The following is a 20,069-nucleotide window of genomic DNA, read 5'->3' on the forward strand; positions in this document are numbered from 1 at the left end:
CTGAACGGAGTTCAAGCATCTCTACCGCTTTGTTGTTAGAAATTACTCACGGTAGAGATGCTTCAACTCCGCTCAGACGTTTTGGTAGCAGCACGCGAGATTTCTCCCGCTAGTCGAAATGACGGGTTTACAGCATCTCCCACGTCAGCGGAGTGCCGGCGGCCAGCGCCTGCCGGGCGGGCTTGCCCAGGAGCTGATCGTAGTAGCGCGGGGGTAGGCCAAGGCCGGGGCGCACCACACGCAGGTTGTCGGGGGTGAAGACCTCGCCGGCCGCAATATCCTGGGCCACGTACAGGGAGCGTTTGTAGAGGCGCGATTTTTCTTCGGCGCGCTGCACGCCGTACTGGATCTGCCCCAGTGCCTGCCAGGCGCGCTCGGTTTCCGTTGCTAACGTGGCCACTTCCTCCGGCTCCAAGGAGAAGGCCGAATCTACGCCACCGTCGGCGCGGCGCAGGGTTACGTGTTTCTCTATTACGCAGGCACCCAGGGCCACGGCGGCCACGGCGGCGCCTACCCCAGCCGTATGGTCGGAAAGGCCGATGGGCGAGGCCGGAAACAGTTGCGCCAGGTGCGGAATGGTGCGCAGGTTGGTGTTGAGGGGCGTGGCGGGGTAGGTGCTGGTGCATTTCAGCAGTACCAACTCTTGGCAGCCAGCGGCGCGTAGCACCTGCTCTGCCTCGGCTACTTCGGCCAGGGTGCTGGCGCCGGTGCTCATAATTACGGGTTTGCCAGTGGCAGCCACGCGGCGTAGCAGAGGCCAGTCGGTGTTTTCAAAGGATGCAATCTTATAAGCGGGCACGTCCAGCGTTTCCAGAAAATCCACGGCCGACTCGTCAAACGGCGAGCTGAACGCCAGCATACCGTGCTGCTTGGCGCGGTCAAACAGCGGCTGGTGCCAGTCCCAAGGCGTGTAGGCCTCCTGGTACAGCTCGTGCAGCTCGCGGCCGTACCACAGGGAATTGGGGTCGTCGATGCGGTAGGCGCCGGGCAGCGTCATGGTATCGGCGGTGTAGGTTTGCAGCTTGATGGCGTGCGCACCGGCTGCGGCCACGGCATCTACAATGGCTAGGCCGCGCTCCAAGCTTTGGTTGTGGTTGCCGCTTAGCTCGGCAATGATAAACGGCGGGTGGTCGGGGCCGATGGCGCGGCCACCGAGGGTGATGGTAGGCATACTACAAAGTAACGAAGCCCTCCTGAATCGGCCGCGCCGCAAGCGTTAGTAGGCCAGCATTTCGTCGTCAGGGTAGTAATTCAGCGGCTCGGGCGCCGGCCCGCCGATGGCGTCTATCTGCTGGCGCAAAAGGAGTTGTTCTTCGGCTACGGCAATGCGTTTGATGCAGGCAATCGTAAGTGCGATGAATACGATGATAAAGACGGTATGCACAGCATCATACATAGCCGTTGTCTCAAGCTGTTACGCAGTTTCAGCGTGGCGCGATGAGGAGTTGGCAACTCGTCCTAAAGTGCTGGTAAGTACAAAAATTATCCACCACCAACGTAGTAGTGGATGGGACGGTTGTTGAGCGTAAGCCAGCTGGAAGGTGCCATTCCATACTTCCTTCATGATAGAATAGGGGCGGAATAGATTCAAGAATGGAACAAACCACGCTCCTGCAGCCCACCCATCATCATGTTGTATGCGGCGACCAGCCCTTTTTAAATTAGCATATGCTCTGCGAAACCAGCGAATGAAATAAACGGCTGTTATAATTGAAAGTCCCAGTAGAACGAGAGCTACGATACCTTGAACTACAGCTAGTAGGTCGTCCTCCGCATCTGCCGGAACCAGCAGGTTGAGTAGCGTAAAGAAAGCGAGTAGAAAAGCAGTAGCCCACAGTAACATGATGGCCTGTTTAGCCCGATCAGAATTATCCAGTACAGTAGAAATAATCACGTTAGATGCTGGCGTAAAATGAAATAATAAATTGGGTTCAAGATATATGCCAGATAAAAGTATAATTTTCAGCTGAAGTATTCGTAGCAGTTTGCTGCGCAAATCCCGCCCGCTCGAAGGCCCGCACCGAGGCCACGTTGGCTGCTAGTACCTGCCCTTCTACTCGCCGCACCTCCGGAAACTGAGCTTGTAATGTCCGCACGCCGGCCACCAGTAACCCCGCTGCCAGCCCTTGGCCACGGTGCGTGGCCGCCAGCAAATAGCTCAGCAGCGCCGTGTCCTCGTCTACCATAAAGCGAATCAGGCCGGCTGATTCTTGAGTGGTTTCGTCTTCGGCCAGCAGCAGGAGTGTGTCTTTGTCGTGAAGGCGGTTGGCAAACCACCGCTCATGGTCGGCGCGCTCGATGGGGGTAGGGATGAAGGAATACTGCCGCACGGCCGGCTCGTTGGCCCAAGCCAGAAGTTGGTCCGAGTCGGAGGCAACGACAGGGCGCAGGCGGAGCGGCAGCGGCGGGAGCAGCAGGGCCGCAAACTCCTGGCGCAAGCGTTGCGGTGTGTGGCCATCGAAGTGCTGGTGCTGGGCCTCGCGCAGCTGCTCGGCAATGCGGCTGGCTTCGGGCGAGGTGAGTACGTTGCCTACACTGAGGTAGGGGAGGGCCAACCCCGCGCCGCGCAGAAACCGGTCGAGGTCGTGCTGGTTGGTGGCGGTGGGGAGCAGAAACAACAGGCCGCCACCGGCCGTGCAATACTCGTAGCTAATGGTGCTGGGCGAGCATACGGCCGTGCCGCACTGGCGCATGAGGTCGCGTAGGGCAGGAGCAGGCAGGTTGCGGTGGAGCAGTAGGCGCGGCTGGTCGTCGGCCCACTGTTGCAGGCTTTCCCACTGGTCGTAGGCGCTGCCTACCACCGCATGCACCTGGCGCACGGTGGGCAATAGCAGGAGCCGCGTGGCGGCGCGCTGCGTTTGGTGGGTAGGGTCGGCACCGCCCAGGCAGAGTAGCACCGTGCCGGTATCGGCTGTTGTTGGGGGTAAGAAGGCGGCCTCGCGAAAGGCAGCGCGGAGCGGCGCATAGGCTGGTCCGGCCAGCAAACGAGCATTGGGCAGGCGCAGCTCATACTCGGCCTCCGTGACGCCCCCAGCCGGATTCAATACCAAATCGGCCAGAGAGGGAAAAGCATGCAGATCATCCAAACACACCAGCTTATGCACGGCTGGTCGCACAGCTTGTTGGTAGGTCAACTCGAAATCATAGCCATCGAGTACCAGCACGTCGGTGGGTTGCAGAGCGTGTTGGCGCAGCCAGGCCGGCTCACCGCCGGCGGGCATAGGTGGCATCTCTACTACCTCATCACAGGTAGCCAGCAGCAGCTCCCGTACCGCTGCATCGGGCTCCTGTATCACGAATACGCTGTGAAACCGACTTTGTAGGATTTCGGCCAGCGCCAATAAGCGCATCACATGACCCAGGCCGATACGTGGGTTGCCATCGGCGCGAAGTAGGAGACGGTTTTTCAAGCGGGAAGAAAAAGTGAGGTGTAGAAAAGAGCGTGTGGGTAGTTAGGCTAAGCGCAGCCGAAGTATCTCTGCCGCTTTAGTAGAGCAGTATTCCGAATAACATGTGGCAAGTCTTGCAGGCTGAGCCTTCGAGAGCAAAAGCAGTAGAGATGCTTCGGCTGCGCTCAGCATGAGGTTCTGGTATTCTCGCTGTATTCGAATCTATTATACTTTTTTTTGCTCTACATGAGCGTTCAGGGCAACCAATTCAGGATGCTCGTCCAGCAGTTGAATGAGGTCGTCTACGCCAAGTTTATCGGCACCGTATTGTTCAATCAGCACCTTAATCAACTCAAAATCCTCGGCCGTGTCTACTGTGAGGCGGTAATGGCTGCGGTTGGGCACGCGGCTGGAGTGCCGGAAATGCACCTGCCCCGAGCGATTCTGGTGGATGTAAGGGGTCACGTGTTCCCGGTCGCTGGGCAGGGTAGCCCGCTGAAAGGCTTCCTCTAGCAACTGCCGCGAGAAGATTTCGAAATCAAAGCCCCGCGGATAGGTGCGGCGCAGCACGTTGGAAAGGTAGAGGTAGGGATTGGCCAGGCGCACGTACTCGCGTACGCAGGAGGCCACCAGCGGGCCATCAAGCAGGGGGCAGTCGGAGGTGACGCGCACAATCACGTCGAGGCCGTGCTCGTGGGCGCACTGGTGGTAGCGCCCTAGCACATCGTGCTCGTCGCCGCGGGTGTAGGAAATGCCATTGAATGCTGCAAAATCGGCCAGCACATCATCTTCCTGATTGGTTGTAATTGCCAGGTAGAGTGGCAATCCACCCTGGCGCAAACGCTGCACGTGGTAGTGCAGCAGCGGCTGCCCGGCAATGGGTTGCAGCACTTTGCCGGGTAGGCGCGTGCTGGTCATGCGGGCCTGGGAGATAATACCGATGTTGGGAGTTGCTAGATTCATAAGCCAAAAACATCGTATTTATGTAGAGAAGACTACCCCGCCACAAACTCCCGCACGCAGTCGATAACGTACTGCTGCTGCTCGTCGGTGAGGGTAGGGAACATGGGGAGGCTGAGGCAGTGCTCGTAGTAGGCCTCAGCATGCGGAAAGTCGTGGGGTTGCCAGCCCAGGGCGCGGTAGTAGGGCATTAGGTGCACCGGAATGTAGTGCACCTGCGCAAAAATCTGTCGCTCGCGCAGGTAGTCATACAAGCCCTTGCGGTCGGCTACCTCAATGATATACAGATGATAAGCGTGGCCAAAGCGGCCGGCGGCTACCGTTTGGGCGCCGGGCATAGCGGCAAATGCTGCATCGTAGTGGGCGGCTAGCGCGCGGCGGCGGGTCAGGCCGGCATCGGCGCGGTGGAGCTGGCTTAGGCCTAGGGTAGCCAGCATGTCGGGTAGACGGTAGTTGAAGCCCAGCGTCTGCATCTCGTAGTACCAACCACCGTCGTTTTGCTCCAGCAAGTCGGCGTCTTTGGTGATGCCGTGGGTGCGCAACAGCAAGAGCTTGTCGTAGAGCGCTTTGTCGTTGGTGGTGATGAGGCCACCTTCGCCCATGGCAATGTGCTTGACGGGGTGAAACGAGAAAATAGCCAGCTCGGCAAACTGCCCGTTGCCGCACCGCTGCTCCCTACCCTGACTATCAATGAAAAACCCGCCCGGCGAATGCGCTGCGTCCTCCAAGAGCCACATCCCAAACTCGTTGCAGAGCTGGCGCGCTTCTTCCAGATTCACCGCCAAGCCTGCAAAATCCACCGGAATCAGACCGTGGAAATACCCTTTTGGATGAGCTTCCAACAGGCGGCGCACAGCGGCTAAGTCAATCAGCGCCGTTTCTGGGTCGATATCAGCGAAATACACCTCGCCGCCGCAGTAGCGGACGCAGTTAGCCGAGGCCGCAAACGTGATGGGCGTGGTAATCACGCGCTGACCGGGCTGCACGCCCAGCGCCAGCGCCGCCAGGTGCAACGCCGCCGTGCCATTGCTGACGGCCACTGCGTAGCGCACCCCAATGTAGTCGGCAAAAGCCTGCTCAAATTCTGCCACCTTCGGCCCCTGTGTGAGGTAGTCGGAGCGCAGCGTATCCGTCACCGCCCGAATGTCGTCGTCGGTGATGTGCTGGCGGCCGTAGGGGATGGGGGAGGTAGGCATGGAAATTTGATAGTAAAGTGTTTGTCATCCTGAGCTTGCGAAGGACCTTGTCACGCCAGAACGAGTCGTTGTTACGAAAATCGTTCTGCGGGTATAAGGTCCTTCGCAAGCTCAGGATGACAGACGCGTTGACAACTAAACAGCCTCAAAATCCGCATCGACATGCTGGCGGATTTCCGCACGAATCTGCTCTGCCGACAGCCACTCGCTGTTATTGGCAGAGTCGTAGTGGAAGCCCACCGGCACGCGCTGGCCCTGGAAATGCTGGATGAACTTTTCCACATCCCAGATGGGGGTGAAGGGCAGAATAACGTAGTATTTAGCCAGCTCCACCGTGCTCAGGGAGTCGGTTTCGGTAATCATTTCCTCGTGCAGCTTCTCGCCCGGCCGGATGCCCACAATCTCCTGGCGGCAGTTGGGGCCAATGGCCTCGGCTACTTCCGTAATCTTATAGGAGGGAATTTTCGGCACGAAAATCTCGCCGCCCCAGGCGTGTTCCAGCGCGTACAGCACCAGGTCCACGCCTTCGTCCAGGGAGATGTTGAAGCGCGTCATGTCGGGGTGGGTGATGGGCAGTACGCCGGTATGGCGCTGCTGCAAAAAGAACGGCACCACAGAGCCGCGTGAGCCAATTACGTTGCCGTAGCGCACCACCGAAAACCGCAAATCCCGGCCGCCCTTCATGTTGTTGGCGGCCACAAACAACTTATCCGAGCATAGTTTGGTGGCGCCGTAGAGGTTAATAGGAGCAGCAGCTTTGTCGGTGCTGAGGGCTACTACTTCCTTCACGCCACAATCCAGCGCCGCATTTATCACATTTTCGGCCCCAAAGATGTTGGTCTTGATGCACTCCATCGGGTTGTACTCGGCGGCTGGCACCTGCTTGAGGGCGGCGGCGTGCACAATGATATCCACACCCTCGCAGGCCCGTTTCAATCGCGCTGCATCGCGCACATCGCCAATGAAATAGCGCATGGCCGGGTACTGAGAGGTAGGAAACGTCTGGGCCATTTCGTACTGCTTCAGCTCATCGCGCGAGAAAACGATGAGGCGCCGTACCTGCGGGAATTTTTCCAGCACGGTGCGTACAAACTGCTTACCGAAGGAGCCGGTGCCGCCCGTCAGCAGCACCGATTTATGATTAAGGTCGAGGGCCATAAGGGAATTGGTAGAAGGGCAAAAGTACGCAGTTGTTCGTTGATGGGAGAGACTACATAGTCGTTTGTCCGTCATTTCGAGACTTGTTGAGAAATCTCGCGTGCCGCAGTAATTTCAATCGAAAGAACAGTATCGCTACAACAGCAGCACGCGAGATTTCTTGACAAGTCTCGAAATGACATGCTGCTGTCGACGTTCAACGCCGGCACGTTTCGCGGGACACTCAGTAGCTTTGCCGGTTACAAGAGTAGGCAGCGCACCGCCGAAAACCGAATACGAACAACAGAAACCGCCATGCCGGAGCCTATTAAAGTCATTATCTGGGATTTAGACGATACGTTTTGGCGCGGCACACTCTCGGAAGGTGCTGTAGAAGCCGTGGAGGAAAACCTGGCCCTGGTGCGCGATACGGCTGCGCGAGGGCTGGTGCATACCGTGGTTTCCAAGAATGATCTGGCTCCCGTAGAAGCCAAGTTGACGGAGCTGGGCATTCGCGACCTGTTTGTGTTTTTGCGCGTAAGCTGGCAGCCCAAAGGCGCCATTATCAAGCAGTTGCTGGAGGATATGCAGCTGCGGGCACCCAACGCGCTGTTTCTCGACGATAACCCTGTAAACCGCGCCGAGGCCCTCTACTACAACCCTACCCTGCAAGTGGCCGACCCCGTCGACCTGCCCCAGCTCGCCCCGCAGCTTCGCGCCGCTGGTAAGCCCGACCCTACCTTCTCGCGCCTGGAGCAGTACAAGCTGCTGGAACGCCAGCAGCAGGCCCGCGCCACGTATCACGACAACCTAGCCTTTCTGCGAGACGCGCAGGTGCAGATCGAGTTTCGGGAAGGTGCGGCGGTGCTGCCCGATATGGACCGCGTGGAGGAGCTGATCAACCGCTCTAATCAGCTAAATTTTACCAAGCAGCGCGTGACCAAAGACGAGCTACACGCCAGCTTCCAGAACCCGGTTGTGCGCTGGGGCACTGTGCGTGTGCGCGACCAGTTTGGCGACTATGGCTTGGTGGGTGTGTATGCCGTTGAGCAGGATGGTAATCGCCTGCTGCAATTCGTGTTTTCCTGCCGGATTCTGCACCTGGGCATCGAGCAGTTTACGTATGCCCACCTGGGTTTTCCTACCCTTGAGGTGCAGGGGGAGGTAGCCACCGAACTCACCCAAACCGACCGTCCCGATTGGATTACCATCGTAACGCCGACGCCGGAAGAAACCACTCCTGCCGCAACAGCCAATGCTGCCCAGCGCCGGCGTGTGCTGCTGAAAGGCGGCTGTGATTTAGGCCAGCTCACGCCGTTTTTGCAGGCGTTTCAGTTGGAAGTGATGGAGGAATTCAACTACGTGAACGAAAACCAGGTGCCCGTGCATGTAGAGCATTTGGCGCTGCTGCGCCTGGGTAGGGAGCTGCCCAAACAGGAGCAGCAGCGTATAGCGCGCCTACCCTTCCTCGGCGCCGAGGCCTTTGACACAAAGCTATGGGATGGTGGCTACGATGCGCTGGTATACAGTCCGTTGATGGATTACACCCAGGAAGTATACCGCGAAAAAAGTACCGGCCTAGCCGTGCCCTTCGGTGGCTACTACGACCTGACGTCCCAGGATCCTGCCACCCAAGCCGCGAAATTTGCCCGCCGAAAATTCCGGGGTATGGACGAGGCGTTTTTACGACAGTTTCAGCAGGAATTTGTGTGCGTAGGACAAGAGACGTCCGCCGATTTTCGGCAGAACCTGCGTTGGCTGCGGGCGCAGATTCCGTCTTCGGTGCCGATATTTTTCCTCAACGGTGCCGAAATAGAAGTGCCCGGCTCCGCCGAAACCGGCGCTAAAGAACGGCATCAACAGATGAACCAAGTCTTGGCCGAGTTTGTGGCCGAAACCGACAACTGCTACCTCATCGACGTGCGCGACTTCGTGCAGGCACCCGCTGACGTCACCAACAACTTGCGCCATTACCAGCGGGCGCACTATCGCACCCTGGCGCAGCGCCTAGCTACGGCCCTGAGCGAGTGGCAGGGTAGGAAACTAGCCCGCTCCAGCTGGCGCGATTGGAAAGCGCAACTACTCAGCCGATTGCCATGGTAGGGGCGCGTTGCACGCGCCCATCGTTGCACGACCCGATATCTTACACGCTATCCAGTAACCTCAGCGACGAGGGGCACCTGCAAGACGCCCCTATAGTAGCTTCACCAACTGCTCGGTGAGGGCGCGGCGGGAATAGCGGGTATGGGCACTGCCCGGCAAATCCAGGTTAAGGTTGGTCTGCCACTGTGCTACCAAAGATTCCAAATACGCCAGCATGGCCGTGTAGTCGAGGTAGGGGAAGGCCTGGCCGGCGCCGCACTGGCGCAGAATCTCGTCGGCGTCGGAGCCGGCCGGCCCCACGCAGATGATGGGCTTGCGCGCTGCCAGGTACTCAAAGATTTTCCCCGGCAGAATGCCCAGGTTATTCGGCACGTCGGGAATGGCCATGAGTAGGGCCGTGCTCCGCAGCAAGTATCCCACCGACTCCTGGTGCGGTACGAAGGGTAGGAACTCGGTTCGGCCGGCTAGGCCGGCCGCGGCTACCTGCTGCCGCACGCCCTCCGATACCTTGCCCACAAAGCGCAGCCGCAACGGCACAGCGGGGTGGCGCTGGGCACACGCAGCCACGGCGCGCAGCAGCTCCTGCACATGGTAGGTCTCGGAGATGGTACCAGTATGGGTAATGAGGAGGGCATCGGTGGGCGGGGTAGAGGGCTGGCGGAAGTCGCTCTCGTCGTAGCCATTCGGGATGACGTGAAACTTGCTTGGTTCCAGCTTCTTCGACTTGCCCAGGAGCAGGCGGCGCGTGTCGGGGCTGGTGGTGAGCACCACGTCGGCGTGTTCCAGCACTTGGCGCTCGTAGCGCGCATCGAGCCAACGGGCGGGCGCGGTCTGGTGCAGCTCCTGTTGGTAGTAAATATCGGTCCACGGGTCGCGCATGTCGGCTACCCAGCGCAGGCCGTAGCGCTTTTTCAGCTCCAGGCCAATGAGCTGGGTGGAGTGGGGCGGCGAGCTGGTGAGCACCGCGTCGAACTGCTCGCCCTGGGCTAGTAGCTTCGCTACGGCGCGCAGGGCGTGGCGGTTCCAGCCCCGGCGCGGGTCGGGTAGGAAAAAATTGCCCCGCACAAATTTGAATAGCCGTTGCGTGAGGCTGGTTTTGCTTTCGTTGGCAAAGCCACCGTACGGAATCTGCTCCCGCCGCGTGAGCTTCTTGTAGCTGCCAAAGGGCTCCGACGTATCGGTGCGCAGCACGCGCACGCCGGCCGGTACTTCTGCCAGCAGCGACTCATCCAGCACGGGGTAGGCGCCGCGCTCGGGGTCCACGGTCACCACGGTAGGCTCCACACCCAGCGCCGGCAGGTGCTTCACAAACTTCAGACTACGCTGCACACCCGCCCCACCCGAGGGGGGCCAGTAGTACGTAATCACCAGCAAACGAAGCGGACGGGGAGCAGATACGGGCACGGGATAGTTCAAATGGAGGCGCGAAGGTACGCAGCCGCGGCTTTCCGGGGTTTTCTGGCTAATTTTGTATACTAATTGTTCACTACGTGTTTCATTACCTTACCCTGCCCGCCAATGGCAAACGACAATTCTGACTTGCTGGCTATGATGGCCGACGTTTTGAAAGCTGTGGATCGGCAAACCGAAGAAAACAAGCGGGCCATTGAGCAAATGGGCAATCGGTTTGAGGGGATGCTGACGCGCGTGGTGCAGGTGATGAGCGACGGATTCGAACGGGTAGATAAGCATTTTGAAACCCTCACGGAAGAAGTACGCAACACCAACCGGCGCGTCGACACCCTGACGGATCGGGTAGACACCTTGACGGACCGAGTAGATACCCTGACGGAGGAGGTGCGCTACACCAACCAGCGCCTGAATACGGTGATTGAGCACACCGGCCACCTCACTGAAACTGTGGATTCTATCAACCGCCGGGTAGGGCACATTGAGAAAGACCTGCCCAACTATATCGACATTGTGCGCCGTCTCACCATAGTCGAAACCATTGTGCTGCCCAAGGCCTCGTAGCCCACAAAGCAGTATCTCACCTCATTGAAAAACACTACATCAACCGATGTTCGATAATCTCTCCACCAAACTCGACCGTGCGTTTAAGACCCTGAAAGGCCAGGGTAGCATCACGGAAATCAACGTTGCTTCTACCGTGAAGGAAATCCGCCGTGCCCTGGTGGATGCCGACGTGAACTACAAGGTAGCCAAGGAAGTAACCGACAAAATCAAGGACGAGGCCATGGGCCGCGATGTGCTCATCAGCGTGTCGCCGGGCCAGCTGATGACCAAGATTGTCTACGACGAGCTAACCGAGCTGATGGGTGGCGAGAAGCAGGACATCGTGATTAAAGGCGAGCCGGCTGTGGTGCTGCTATCAGGTTTGCAAGGTTCGGGCAAAACAACGTTTGCCGGCAAGCTGGCCAACCACATCAAAAAGCAGAACCGCAACGTGCTGCTGGTGGCCTGCGACGTGTACCGCCCCGCTGCCATCGACCAGCTGAAGGTGCTGGGCGAGCAGATTGGAGTGGAGGTATATAGCGAAGTGGAAAACAAGAACCCTGTTGAGATTTCGCAGAATGCCATTGCCTACGCCAAGCAGAACAATAAGAAGGTGGTCATCATCGACACCGCCGGCCGCTTGGCCGTGGACGAGCAGATGATGCGCGAGATTGAGCAGGTGAAGCGGGCCATCAACCCCTCTGAAACCCTGTTCGTGGTGGACTCCATGACTGGCCAGGACGCCGTGAACACCGCCAAAACCTTCAACGACCGCCTGAACTTCGACGGCGTGGTGCTCACCAAGCTCGACGGTGACTCGCGCGGTGGCGCGGCCCTCTCGATTCGGGCCGTGGTGGAGAAGCCCATCAAGTTCATCTCGACGGGTGAGAAGATGGAGGCGCTCGACCTGTTTTACCCCGACCGCATGGCCCAGCGTATTCTGGGCATGGGCGACGTGATTTCGCTGGTAGAACGTGCCCAACAGCAGTTCGACGAGGACGAGGCCAAGCGCATCAACCAGAAAATCCGCAAAAACCAGTTCAACTTCGACGACTTCCTGTCTCAGTTGGAGCAGATCAAGAAGATGGGTAACCTAAAGGACTTGGTAGGTATGATTCCCGGCATGAGCAAAGCCATCAAGGACGTGGATATTGATGATGACGCATTCAAGCCGATTGAAGCCATCATCAAGAGCATGACGCCCAAGGAGCGCGCCCAGCCCGAGTTGTTGAATGGTTCGCGCCGCCGCCGCCTGGCCAAGGGTAGCGGCACTGATATTCAGCAGGTAAACAACCTGATGAAGCAGTTTGAGGATATGCGCAAAATGATGCGCACCATGAACAAAATGAGCCAAACCAAAGGCGGCATGGCCCAAATGGCCCGTATGATGGGCGGTATGGGCAAAGGCGGCGGTAAATTCTAACTACCTCTACTTTCATTAAAGCATAACGGCCCGCATCTACTAGATGCGGGCCGTTATGCTTTAATGAAATATTAGTGTGCAACAAGCACTCGTTGGGCCCTACCTACCGGCTGCCCATTGGCATCCGTAGCACGCAGGATATAGAGGCCATTGGGTAGTGCTGCTACGCTGAGCTGCGTTTGCCGCCGGAAGTTGGTTTGCAAGACCTGGCGTCCTTGTTGGTCGAATAAGGAAAGGTGAATTTCGGCAGGTGAATCGGGGTAGGTTACCGTCAGAAAATCTTGTGCGGGTACGGGAGCTACAGTTAGAGTGGTAAGATAAGCCACTACAGCCACTGTGGGCGAGTAGTTAACGGTGCCGTCCTGGTCCTGCTGTTGCAAGCGGTAGTACGTTAGGGGTTGGGGCGCGGTGGCATCGTGGTAGGCATAGTGGTGCGCGGTGTTGCTAGTGCCGGCTCCGGCTACAGACGCCAGGGTAGTAAACACAACGCCGTCGGAAGAACGTTGGACAGCGAAGCCTCGGTTCTGACTTTCGGTGGCGGTTTGCCAGTGCAGCTGCACGCCTGCCTCCTGGCGTTGCGCCCCGAAGCTGGTCAGCACCACGGGTAGTGGCGTGCCGGGCGTGGCCGCTACCCGGAAATCGGTAGCTTCTGTTAACGTAACGCGGAGCTGCTGCGCGGCTGCATCATACTGATATTCTGCTACGCCGGTGCCCGTTACCACTTGAGGGGCGGTAGACATCGGTAGCGTAAGAGTAGTAGCGCGGCTCACATAGCCGCCATACTGGTTGGTGCTCAGGCGTTGCCAGCTGATATCGGCCCGCCGCGACGACGCTAGCACGGTTGCGGAACCGTAGCGGATAGTAGTACCCTGCTGAAGAAAGAGTTGGGCAAACTGGTTGGCTTTATCCAACGAATAAAACGTCAGCAAACCATCGGCACTGACGGCCTGGGGTAGTAGGTCGCTTTCGTCTTGCGTCAGCACTGTGTCGGCCTGCGCAAAAACCACGTCCTGAAAATCAGAAGCCAGCGCCAGGGCGGCTGTGGTAGATGTGCTGGTAGTGCCGGGGTTGAGGGTAGGCTGATCGGTGTAGGGATACAGCGCCGCCAGAAACTGCGTTTGGGCGCTGCCTTCTTTGCGCACGAGCAGGGTGGTGTGGTTCTCGGGCGTGTTGTAGGTGACTTCGTGGGTGCTGGTAGCGGTGGTGTAGCCAGTGGCGCCAGCCGTAGCCGTTACGTGGGCCAGCAGCTGCACGCCGTTTTTAAGCCACGTGCCTTCATGGGCCGCCAGGTTATTTTGAAAGGTGCCCGTGGTGGCAGTGCCGTTTTCCAGGCCATAGCCGTGCAACTGCCAGGTATACGCATGGGGTGTAGCGGACTGCACAAAATCGGCTAGCAAATAGTAGCTATTACGCACAAACAGCGTTTTGCGCGTAACTGTTGTGCCTGCATACGCCGACTGCACTTCGCCGTAGCTTAGATTTTCGGTTTGAAAGGTGCGTTGCACGGTGCCCACGGCGCTGGTCGCATCCGAGGCTGGCCCGGCGCCATCTACCAGCACCATATTGTGGCTGGTGGCGTCCTTCACCTCGTTGCGGCGGTCGAAGCTGAGGTAGCCAGCATCCAGCGCCAGCAGTTGGCCGTAGGCGTGCAGTACAAAGCTGCCTGCATCGGCGTGGCGGTGGCCACCAGAGGTGGTGCGCGCCTGCTGGCTTTTGCCATACAAGTGCAGGTAGGAGGCCAGCGAATCGGATCCTGACCGGAAAACGAGGTTGCCGCTTTGCGGCAAGGCTGTGAGGGTAGTAGATGGGGCAGGGGTAGGAGCCACGTTGGCGGCGAGGTAGGCGGCGCGCATGTCTACGGTCACGTCGCGGAGCTGCGCCGTCAGGGAATTCAACTGATTAGGAGCCAGTTTGCTCAGGTGCAGCGGGCGCACATAGGCCGGGTTGCCGGTCAGTGCCAGCTCGGGCATGCCCATGTCCACGTAGGAGTCTTCCAGGGCCGGAAAGCGACCATCAGGCATCAGGATAGCCGATATCCATTGGTAGAGGCGGTCATAGCGCGGGTCGTAGTAGGGGTTAGGGATGGTGCGCGTGGTGCCGTTGAAGGTGTAGGGTAGGGAGCCGGCCGGCAAAAAATGCCCCATCGCCCGGAAGAAAGGTAGGCAGTTCAGAAACGCGTACTTGAAGTAATATGGCCCCTCGGCGTAGCCTGCCACCGCCGCCGGGTCCGACTGGCGTTGCGCATCCTGCCACAGCACATTGTCGATGTTGTATAGGCCGGTGGCAATCCAGGTAGCGGGTTGCTGGTTGGTATTGGCACTAGTCGCGTCGTTGAGCACGACGGCTGCCATGCCCAGGGCCGCCGCCGTCATCAGCGTGTGGTTGTTCTTGACGGTAGTATAGAATCTTACCCCAAAAAACGACGCCACAGATTGCGTTTGCAGGTTGCCGGCAAACTTCTGCAGCTTGGCCCGAGCTGTAGCCAGTTCCTGTTCCGAAACTCCGGCCCCGCGCAGCAAATCATACGCTATCAGGTAGTCTATCAGTTCTTTGGAGCGCCACTGCCAGTCGTTGTACGAGGGCCACGCCGATACCTGAAAGTTGAGGGTAGCCAGCAGGGTAGAGGCGTTGGTAAGCAGTGCAGCGCGTTCGTTGGCTGTGAGCGGTGCTAGCTGGCCGGGGGAGGTTGGGCGCCGGTCTACTAGCAGCACAAACGCTGTGTTTTTAGCAAACGTAGCCCGGTCGCGCCGGCCATTGGTGCTGGTCGTATCCGTAGGTGCTACGGTGTTGATGCTATTGAACAGCCCGCTGTACAGAATGTAGTTTGCCGAAGTACCTAAAGACGTTTGCACGGCAGGTAGTTCGGCCGCTTTCAACAGCGTGCGTGGGTAAGAAGAGTCTGCGTTGGCTGGTATCCAACTGCCTTGTTGCGCCACGGCTGGGCACGCAAAGCATAACAGGAAAAGATAAAGTAAATGAGTTTTCAAGCTGGTCTGGTAGATAGAACGTACAGACCATGGTGTATCAATTAGAAAGCCATAAAGCTTATGTATATAGTATTATATCAAGTTTAAACACGAATTATGTCCAGATGTAAAATATGATTTAGCATATTCTGCATCTGGACACATACTCAATTGAAGCTAATACGCTGTGCGGCTCTCATGCCGCTGCCACGCCCGAAAGCCTTCTATCGCCTCGTCGGGTAGTATCTGCTCCATTGGGATACTGCGTTCGGGGAGAGGTTTCTCTATTTCATCGTAGATGAAATGGTCGTCGAAACCCACCGCAGCAGCATCTTGCTTGGTATTGCCATAAAAAACACGTTGAGGGCGGGCCCAGTAGATAGCGCCCAGGCACATGGGGCACGGCTCGCAGGAGGTATACAGGTCGCACCCATCTAGTTGGTGCGTTCCCAGCGCTGTGCAGGCTTTTCGGATGGCATCTACCTCGGCGTGGCAGGTAGGGTCGTTGGTGCTAGTCACTTGGTTGAAGCCGCGGGCAATAATTTGCCCATCTTTCACCACCACGGCACCAAACGGGCCGCCGTGGCCGGCCTGCATTTTTTCAATAGAAAGGCGAATGGCTTCGCGCATGAACTCAGGTTGGGGAGAATCCATCTGGATACGAAATCAGGAAAACAGGAGCAGAAAAACGGGGCCCCTACCCTTAAAAGGGGCAGAAGCGGGCCAAAATGCACAAAAAAAGCGGTCCGGCAAGGTGCCAGACCGCTTTTCAACTGGTTAACAGGGTAGACTAGTTCCGCAACAACGGCAGCGTTAGGCTGGTGTTGGCTCCGCGCACCTGCACTAGGTAAGTGCCCATTGGCAGGTCAGCCACGGAGAGTTGGTGCAGCTGTTTACCCGCTAGGGTCTGCTCGCGCAACACGCGGCCCGTCATATCCAGAATTCGTACCTGGTAGTTGCCAGCTGGTAGGCTGGTAAGCTCCAGGGTGGCCTGCGTGTGGGTAGGGTTGGGATATACGCTAACGGTGGTTTCCAGCGCCGCTGCAAACTGGATGGCCCGTACGGGGCTGTAAGCATCGGTACCATCCGTATCCACTTGGCGCAGACGGTAGTACAATGGGTGCCCGGCACTCAGGCGCGCAGCGTTTGCATCGAAGTAGTGGTAAGTTTTTACCTGCGTGCTGTAGCCGGCTCCTTTTACCGTGCCGATACGCTCAAATACCTCCCCGTCTAAGGAGCGCTCTACCTCAAACCGGTCGTTGTTCTTTTCCGAAGCCGTGCTCCACGTCAGTTGTGCATCCTGGCGGACAGCAGCCACATTGAACTGCTTTAGCTCCACAGGTAGGGGCTGCGTGATAGTGACGTCCTCCCGCGTGCTACTTGCGGAGGCATAGTTGCTACCAGGCGCATTTGCACCGGTAGCCATAGCGCTACCCGGACCAACGGTACGACTGGCTGTCGTACGTGTAGGGTCAAGATACGTCGTGTTCCCACTAGCTTGATACGCAGTGCCATTCACGGCAGAGGATGCAACAGCTGCCAGGAAGGAGATGCGCAAGGAAGCCCCCGAAGGAATGTTTAGGCCAGAAAATACCGGGCTGTTAGCAGTAGTTGTATTGACGCTGTAATCTGAATTTGCAACAGGTAGAGTGGTACCATCAGCCAGGACCAGTTCTGCTTTCGTGGTACCGGCGGTGTTGGTATAGGTGAATAAGGAATTCATTGTTGCCGTGACCGAAGCACCCGTTACGCCGCCCCCCGTGTTGGAAACCACCAGCACATACGCTGCCTGCATCGCAGCCGAACGGTTTACTTGGGGAGTGGTCGTGCTCAGTGCTACCCTGAGGCTAGGCATGCAATCAGTACCTAAGGCAGTGGAAGTGTTGGTAATACCGGCAGCGCCAGTACCAGTGTTGCCACCGTTATATGCCCCTCCAGCTACCGATGAGCTAGTGCCAACGGCCGCATTACTGAGGATAACCCCGCCGCCGCCGCCGCCGCCGTAGCCCAGTATATTGGTAGCATTGGTGGTGGTGTTGGTAGCGGCACCACCATTTCCACCTGTAGCGGTAATGGTCAATTGGTTCAGTGTAGCATTGCCGCGTACTACCACAGTGCCCCCAGCACCACCACCACCAGCACTAGTATTAGTGCCACTCGTATTAGCGGCATTGAAACCATTAGCTGATATGTTACCAGCGTTGCTTACTACGCCAGTGCGTAGGAGAATGATACCACCGCCAACTTGGCCACTTGAGGGCAAAATAGATGTTGTTGAGGTAGTAGTGCCACTGCCGCCGCCGCCACCCAGATACAAGCGGCTAGTGGATGCACCATTAATTACCCCAGCAATACCTCCTGGGTAGGTGATTCCACTCACTGCGTAAGATTGTCCTGCTCCACCAGCGCCGCCGTTAGAGCCGCCGCCACCACCACTATGGTTGCTATTAACCCGGACACCGCCGCCACCACCATTGGCTGCTTTACCAAAAGAGTTACTGCCAACAGCAAAAATATTATAGCTTGGATTTGCAGGGTTTGAAGCAGAACCATCATATGTAGCAACGGGAAGGCCTGCAATGCTTTCACCCTTAGTGCCATAGCCATTGCCTGTAGATCGGTATACGGTAGCAGACCCGTTGCTGGTACTCGTTCTGGCTGCTCCACCACGGAACCCTTTACCATCCATATTCAGAGAGCCAGAATTGGTAAAGTTAGTTGCGCCTGCTACTTCCAGCGCTAATACGCCGCCTGTGTTACCGTTCCAAACCGCCCCCGTTACGGTGCCCGATATGGTCAGGGCTGAATACTGCGGGATGCGAATAACCTGGAACGTTTGGTAGGCAGTAGTCTGACTATTGGTTGTTGTGGTACTAGTCGTATAGGTATTCTGCAAAGCACCGGCTAGGTCTAACTGGCCAGTAGTCGCATTAACTTCACTAGCTGCTACAGCGTATTCGTAGGTGCCTGCCGTAATATTATTAACGTCACCGAACGTAGCGTCGTTTGCTGTGGTCATCTGAGCACCCTGTGTTTGTAGGATGAGCAGTAGATCTCCGGCAGTAATAGGAGTGGCGCTTCCCGTAGGAGTAGTGCTGACAGTCAAGAATTTATTGCCAGCCGTAGCAGTGCCGGAGCCGGCGTAGTAGGTATTCGGAACAGTAGTGGATGTGAGCGTGGCTGGGCCATCTTTGCCTGGTACGGAGCACACGCCCGCCACATTGCCCGCGCCTGTCGTGGCAACCGTCAGGGTTGAGCTGTTATTAGTTGATACTGCATCGGGAATAGCAGCGCCGGTTGGATATGTGTAATTAGAAGTGAACGTCTGGTTACCAGTAGTAGTGGGCATAGTCACCACCACGTTGTTCGTCACCGACTCGCCGGAGTTGAGTGTAGTTTGAGGAAACGAAACCACTCGAGTAGTGGCGTTATAAGAACCCCCCGAAACGTAGGTAACGTTGGCTGGTAACGTTAGCGTAGGAATCAGATCAATAGCGGCCTCTTGCCCATTGTTTGTAGCCGTTACGGCATAAGAAGTAGTAGACCCTGGGTTCACAGAAGAGGGCCCACTAATCGTTGTGGCCACATCAGCACCTGTTACAACAACCGTGATGTTAGCCGGGTTCGACGAGTACGCAGGAGTAGCGCTAGCGCCTGCTCCATCCTGCACCGTATAAGGAATTGTCACTATACCAGAGAACGTGCTAACAGGCGTGAACGTAACCTGCCCGTCGTTGGTAACCGTAAAGGTGCCTTGTCCATTTACCGTATACGTATTTTGAATACCTGCTACGGAAGGATTTAAATCAACGCCACCTGGATTGTAATTGCTATAGGAGAAGAAAGCGTCGTTGGCTATGGCACTAAACGTAATCGGCTGACCATATTTAGTTGCTACACGGTCATCGTTGGCAATCGGAGCTTGCAAAATGCTCAGGTTCCGAATCTCGTGAAAGTTGGTGCTTCCCCCCGTAGAGCCTGCAAAGCCAATACGCAGATTAGCAGGTGGTACTGGTACGGTTATATTGTTAATGGCAGTCTCAACAATTAACCCGTGCTGGATACGTACTTTAATTTTGTACGTGCCGTCGCTCTGCGGTACCACATCGATATAAGCCCGACGGTAATTAGCGTCGTTAGGATCCGTGACGCGTGTGGTTGTGTTTACATCCAAGCTGTAGGGCAACCGACCACTACCAGCTAAATAGGGATAGTCCGTGGTACTGGCGGCATCCTGCCCTAAGCCAGAGCCTCGAATAACAACGGCGTCCTGCACAGACCCTGGGCCGCCTACGCGCCCTTCTGTGGGGTTCGAGAAGTTGCCAAACTCATCAAGGCCAATACCAATGTAGCCATTTGGTACCCCTTTACTGACGGGGGCAATACTTTTTTGAGCATAGCCGAGCGAGCCACCGGAAGCGCCACTAGTAAATGCCGCAGCAGTGGTTTTGTCGGCGTCAATTAAGAAAACTGAGAAACCATCGGCACCTGTTCCGCCATATGAGAAGAACTCAAAAGAAATACTAAAGCCAGATGGTGCCGGAAATTTGGAGTCGTCAATGGCAAAGCCAGCTTGGTCGGCTACGTTACTGGTGAGGCGTAAGACGCCATCGGTACCATTAGCGTTGGTGCTGGTAAGCGTGGCACTACCGCCTACTCTAAAGCCAGAAGCAGAACTAGTACTAAAGCTAACTTGGCGTGGAAACTGCGCTGCGGCTGGCCTGCTGTATCCCGCTACAAACAAAGCCACTGCTACATACCTAACGAAGGTACTATAGCATCGGTACCTACTAGATAAAAGTGCTTTCATATGCGTCTGGAAAAGGTGAAGTGGAAAGGAATTTGGAGTGCTTTGTAGTATTATTATAAGAAGAAAAATAAACCCGTGTCAAGAGCTCTATTTTCACCACAACCTCTTCAAAAATAGTACTACCTAATC

At 57.0% G+C, this 20,069-nt stretch carries 14 protein-coding genes; 3 read left to right on the forward strand and 11 right to left on the reverse strand.

Annotated features, from left to right (window positions below; all coding sequences use genetic code 11):
- Positions 1 to 127: 127 nt before the first annotated feature.
- The 7 genes from pseI to pseB form a co-directional block, all read right to left on the reverse strand.
- Positions 128 to 1,171: a pseudaminic acid synthase gene (pseI, locus tag H8B15_RS00375; RefSeq protein WP_187317681.1), complete on the reverse strand. Its 1,044-nt coding sequence runs from the start codon at positions 1,169 to 1,171 to the stop codon at positions 128 to 130.
- A gap of 45 nt (positions 1,172 to 1,216) precedes the next feature.
- Complete coding sequence (locus H8B15_RS00380) at positions 1,217 to 1,384, reverse strand: hypothetical protein (RefSeq protein ID WP_187317682.1); 168 nt, start codon at positions 1,382 to 1,384, stop codon at positions 1,217 to 1,219.
- A 30-nt stretch (positions 1,385 to 1,414) separates the two neighbouring features.
- Positions 1,415 to 1,894 carry a DUF4328 domain-containing protein gene (locus H8B15_RS00385; protein ID WP_187317683.1) on the reverse strand — a complete coding sequence of 160 codons (480 nt, stop codon included), beginning with the start codon at positions 1,892 to 1,894 and terminating at the stop codon, positions 1,415 to 1,417.
- Positions 1,895 to 1,931: 37 nt separating this feature from the next.
- Positions 1,932 to 3,410: a UDP-2,4-diacetamido-2,4,6-trideoxy-beta-L-altropyranose hydrolase gene (pseG, locus tag H8B15_RS00390; RefSeq protein ID WP_187317684.1), complete on the reverse strand. Its 1,479-nt coding sequence runs from the start codon at positions 3,408 to 3,410 to the stop codon at positions 1,932 to 1,934.
- Positions 3,411 to 3,614: 204 nt separating this feature from the next.
- Positions 3,615 to 4,352, reverse strand: a complete 738-nt coding sequence (locus H8B15_RS00395; protein WP_187317685.1) for a cytidylyltransferase domain-containing protein — start codon at positions 4,350 to 4,352, stop codon at positions 3,615 to 3,617.
- Positions 4,353 to 4,384: 32 nt separating this feature from the next.
- Positions 4,385 to 5,545, reverse strand: a complete 1,161-nt coding sequence (gene pseC / locus H8B15_RS00400) for a UDP-4-amino-4,6-dideoxy-N-acetyl-beta-L-altrosamine transaminase (protein WP_187317686.1) — start codon at positions 5,543 to 5,545, stop codon at positions 4,385 to 4,387.
- Between the two features lie 135 nt (positions 5,546 to 5,680).
- Positions 5,681 to 6,703, reverse strand: a complete 1,023-nt coding sequence (gene pseB / locus H8B15_RS00405; RefSeq protein ID WP_187317687.1) for a UDP-N-acetylglucosamine 4,6-dehydratase (inverting) — start codon at positions 6,701 to 6,703, stop codon at positions 5,681 to 5,683.
- A 180-nt stretch (positions 6,704 to 6,883) separates the two neighbouring features.
- Between pseB and H8B15_RS00410 the strand changes: the two genes are divergently transcribed.
- The gene (locus H8B15_RS00410) at positions 6,884 to 8,785 is read left to right on the forward strand and encodes a hypothetical protein (RefSeq protein WP_187317688.1); all 1,902 of its coding nucleotides are present in this window, start codon (positions 6,884 to 6,886) and stop codon (positions 8,783 to 8,785) included.
- Positions 8,786 to 8,875: 90 nt separating this feature from the next.
- On the opposite strand, the gene H8B15_RS00415 is transcribed toward H8B15_RS00410, so the two are convergent.
- Positions 8,876 to 10,189, reverse strand: coding sequence for a glycosyltransferase family 4 protein (locus H8B15_RS00415; RefSeq protein ID WP_343069118.1), 1,314 nt, complete (start codon positions 10,187 to 10,189; stop codon positions 8,876 to 8,878).
- Between the two features lie 114 nt (positions 10,190 to 10,303).
- On the opposite strand from H8B15_RS00415, the gene H8B15_RS00420 reads away from it, so the two are divergent.
- Positions 10,304 to 10,759: a hypothetical protein gene (locus tag H8B15_RS00420; RefSeq protein ID WP_187317689.1), complete on the forward strand. Its 456-nt coding sequence runs from the start codon at positions 10,304 to 10,306 to the stop codon at positions 10,757 to 10,759.
- Positions 10,760 to 10,805: 46 nt separating this feature from the next.
- Complete coding sequence (gene ffh, locus H8B15_RS00425) at positions 10,806 to 12,164, forward strand: signal recognition particle protein (RefSeq protein ID WP_187317690.1); 1,359 nt, start codon at positions 10,806 to 10,808, stop codon at positions 12,162 to 12,164.
- Between the two features lie 71 nt (positions 12,165 to 12,235).
- On the opposite strand, the gene H8B15_RS21215 is transcribed toward ffh, so the two are convergent.
- From H8B15_RS21215 to H8B15_RS00440, 3 genes are all read right to left on the reverse strand, one after another.
- The gene (locus H8B15_RS21215) at positions 12,236 to 15,016 is read right to left on the reverse strand and encodes a heparinase II/III domain-containing protein (protein ID WP_187317691.1); all 2,781 of its coding nucleotides are present in this window, start codon (positions 15,014 to 15,016) and stop codon (positions 12,236 to 12,238) included.
- A 291-nt stretch (positions 15,017 to 15,307) separates the two neighbouring features.
- Positions 15,308 to 15,784, reverse strand: coding sequence for a nucleoside deaminase (locus tag H8B15_RS00435; protein WP_187317692.1), 477 nt, complete (start codon positions 15,782 to 15,784; stop codon positions 15,308 to 15,310).
- 136 nt (positions 15,785 to 15,920) lie between these two features.
- On the reverse strand, positions 15,921 to 19,880 hold the full coding sequence (locus H8B15_RS00440) for a T9SS type A sorting domain-containing protein (RefSeq protein ID WP_187317693.1): 3,960 nt from the start codon (positions 19,878 to 19,880) through the stop codon (positions 15,921 to 15,923).
- Positions 19,881 to 20,069 lie beyond the last annotated feature (189 nt).

This window comes from Hymenobacter citatus (assembly GCF_014333615.1).
Lineage (GTDB): Bacteria > Bacteroidota > Bacteroidia > Cytophagales > Hymenobacteraceae > Hymenobacter > Hymenobacter citatus.

Coding starts and splice junctions, on each gene's coding strand:
- pseI (WP_187317681.1), bottom strand. CDS start 1,171: ATGCCTACCATCACCCTCGGTGGCCGCGCCATCGGCCCCGACCACCCG.
- H8B15_RS00395 (WP_187317685.1), bottom strand. CDS start 4,352: ATGAATCTAGCAACTCCCAACATCGGTATTATCTCCCAGGCCCGCATG.
- pseC (WP_187317686.1), bottom strand. CDS start 5,545: ATGCCTACCTCCCCCATCCCCTACGGCCGCCAGCACATCACCGACGAC.
- pseB (WP_187317687.1), bottom strand. CDS start 6,703: ATGGCCCTCGACCTTAATCATAAATCGGTGCTGCTGACGGGCGGCACC.
- H8B15_RS00410 (WP_187317688.1), top strand. CDS start 6,884: ATGCTGCTGTCGACGTTCAACGCCGGCACGTTTCGCGGGACACTCAGT.
- H8B15_RS00420 (WP_187317689.1), top strand. CDS start 10,304: ATGGCAAACGACAATTCTGACTTGCTGGCTATGATGGCCGACGTTTTG.
- ffh (WP_187317690.1), top strand. CDS start 10,806: ATGTTCGATAATCTCTCCACCAAACTCGACCGTGCGTTTAAGACCCTG.
- H8B15_RS00435 (WP_187317692.1), bottom strand. CDS start 15,784: ATGGATTCTCCCCAACCTGAGTTCATGCGCGAAGCCATTCGCCTTTCT.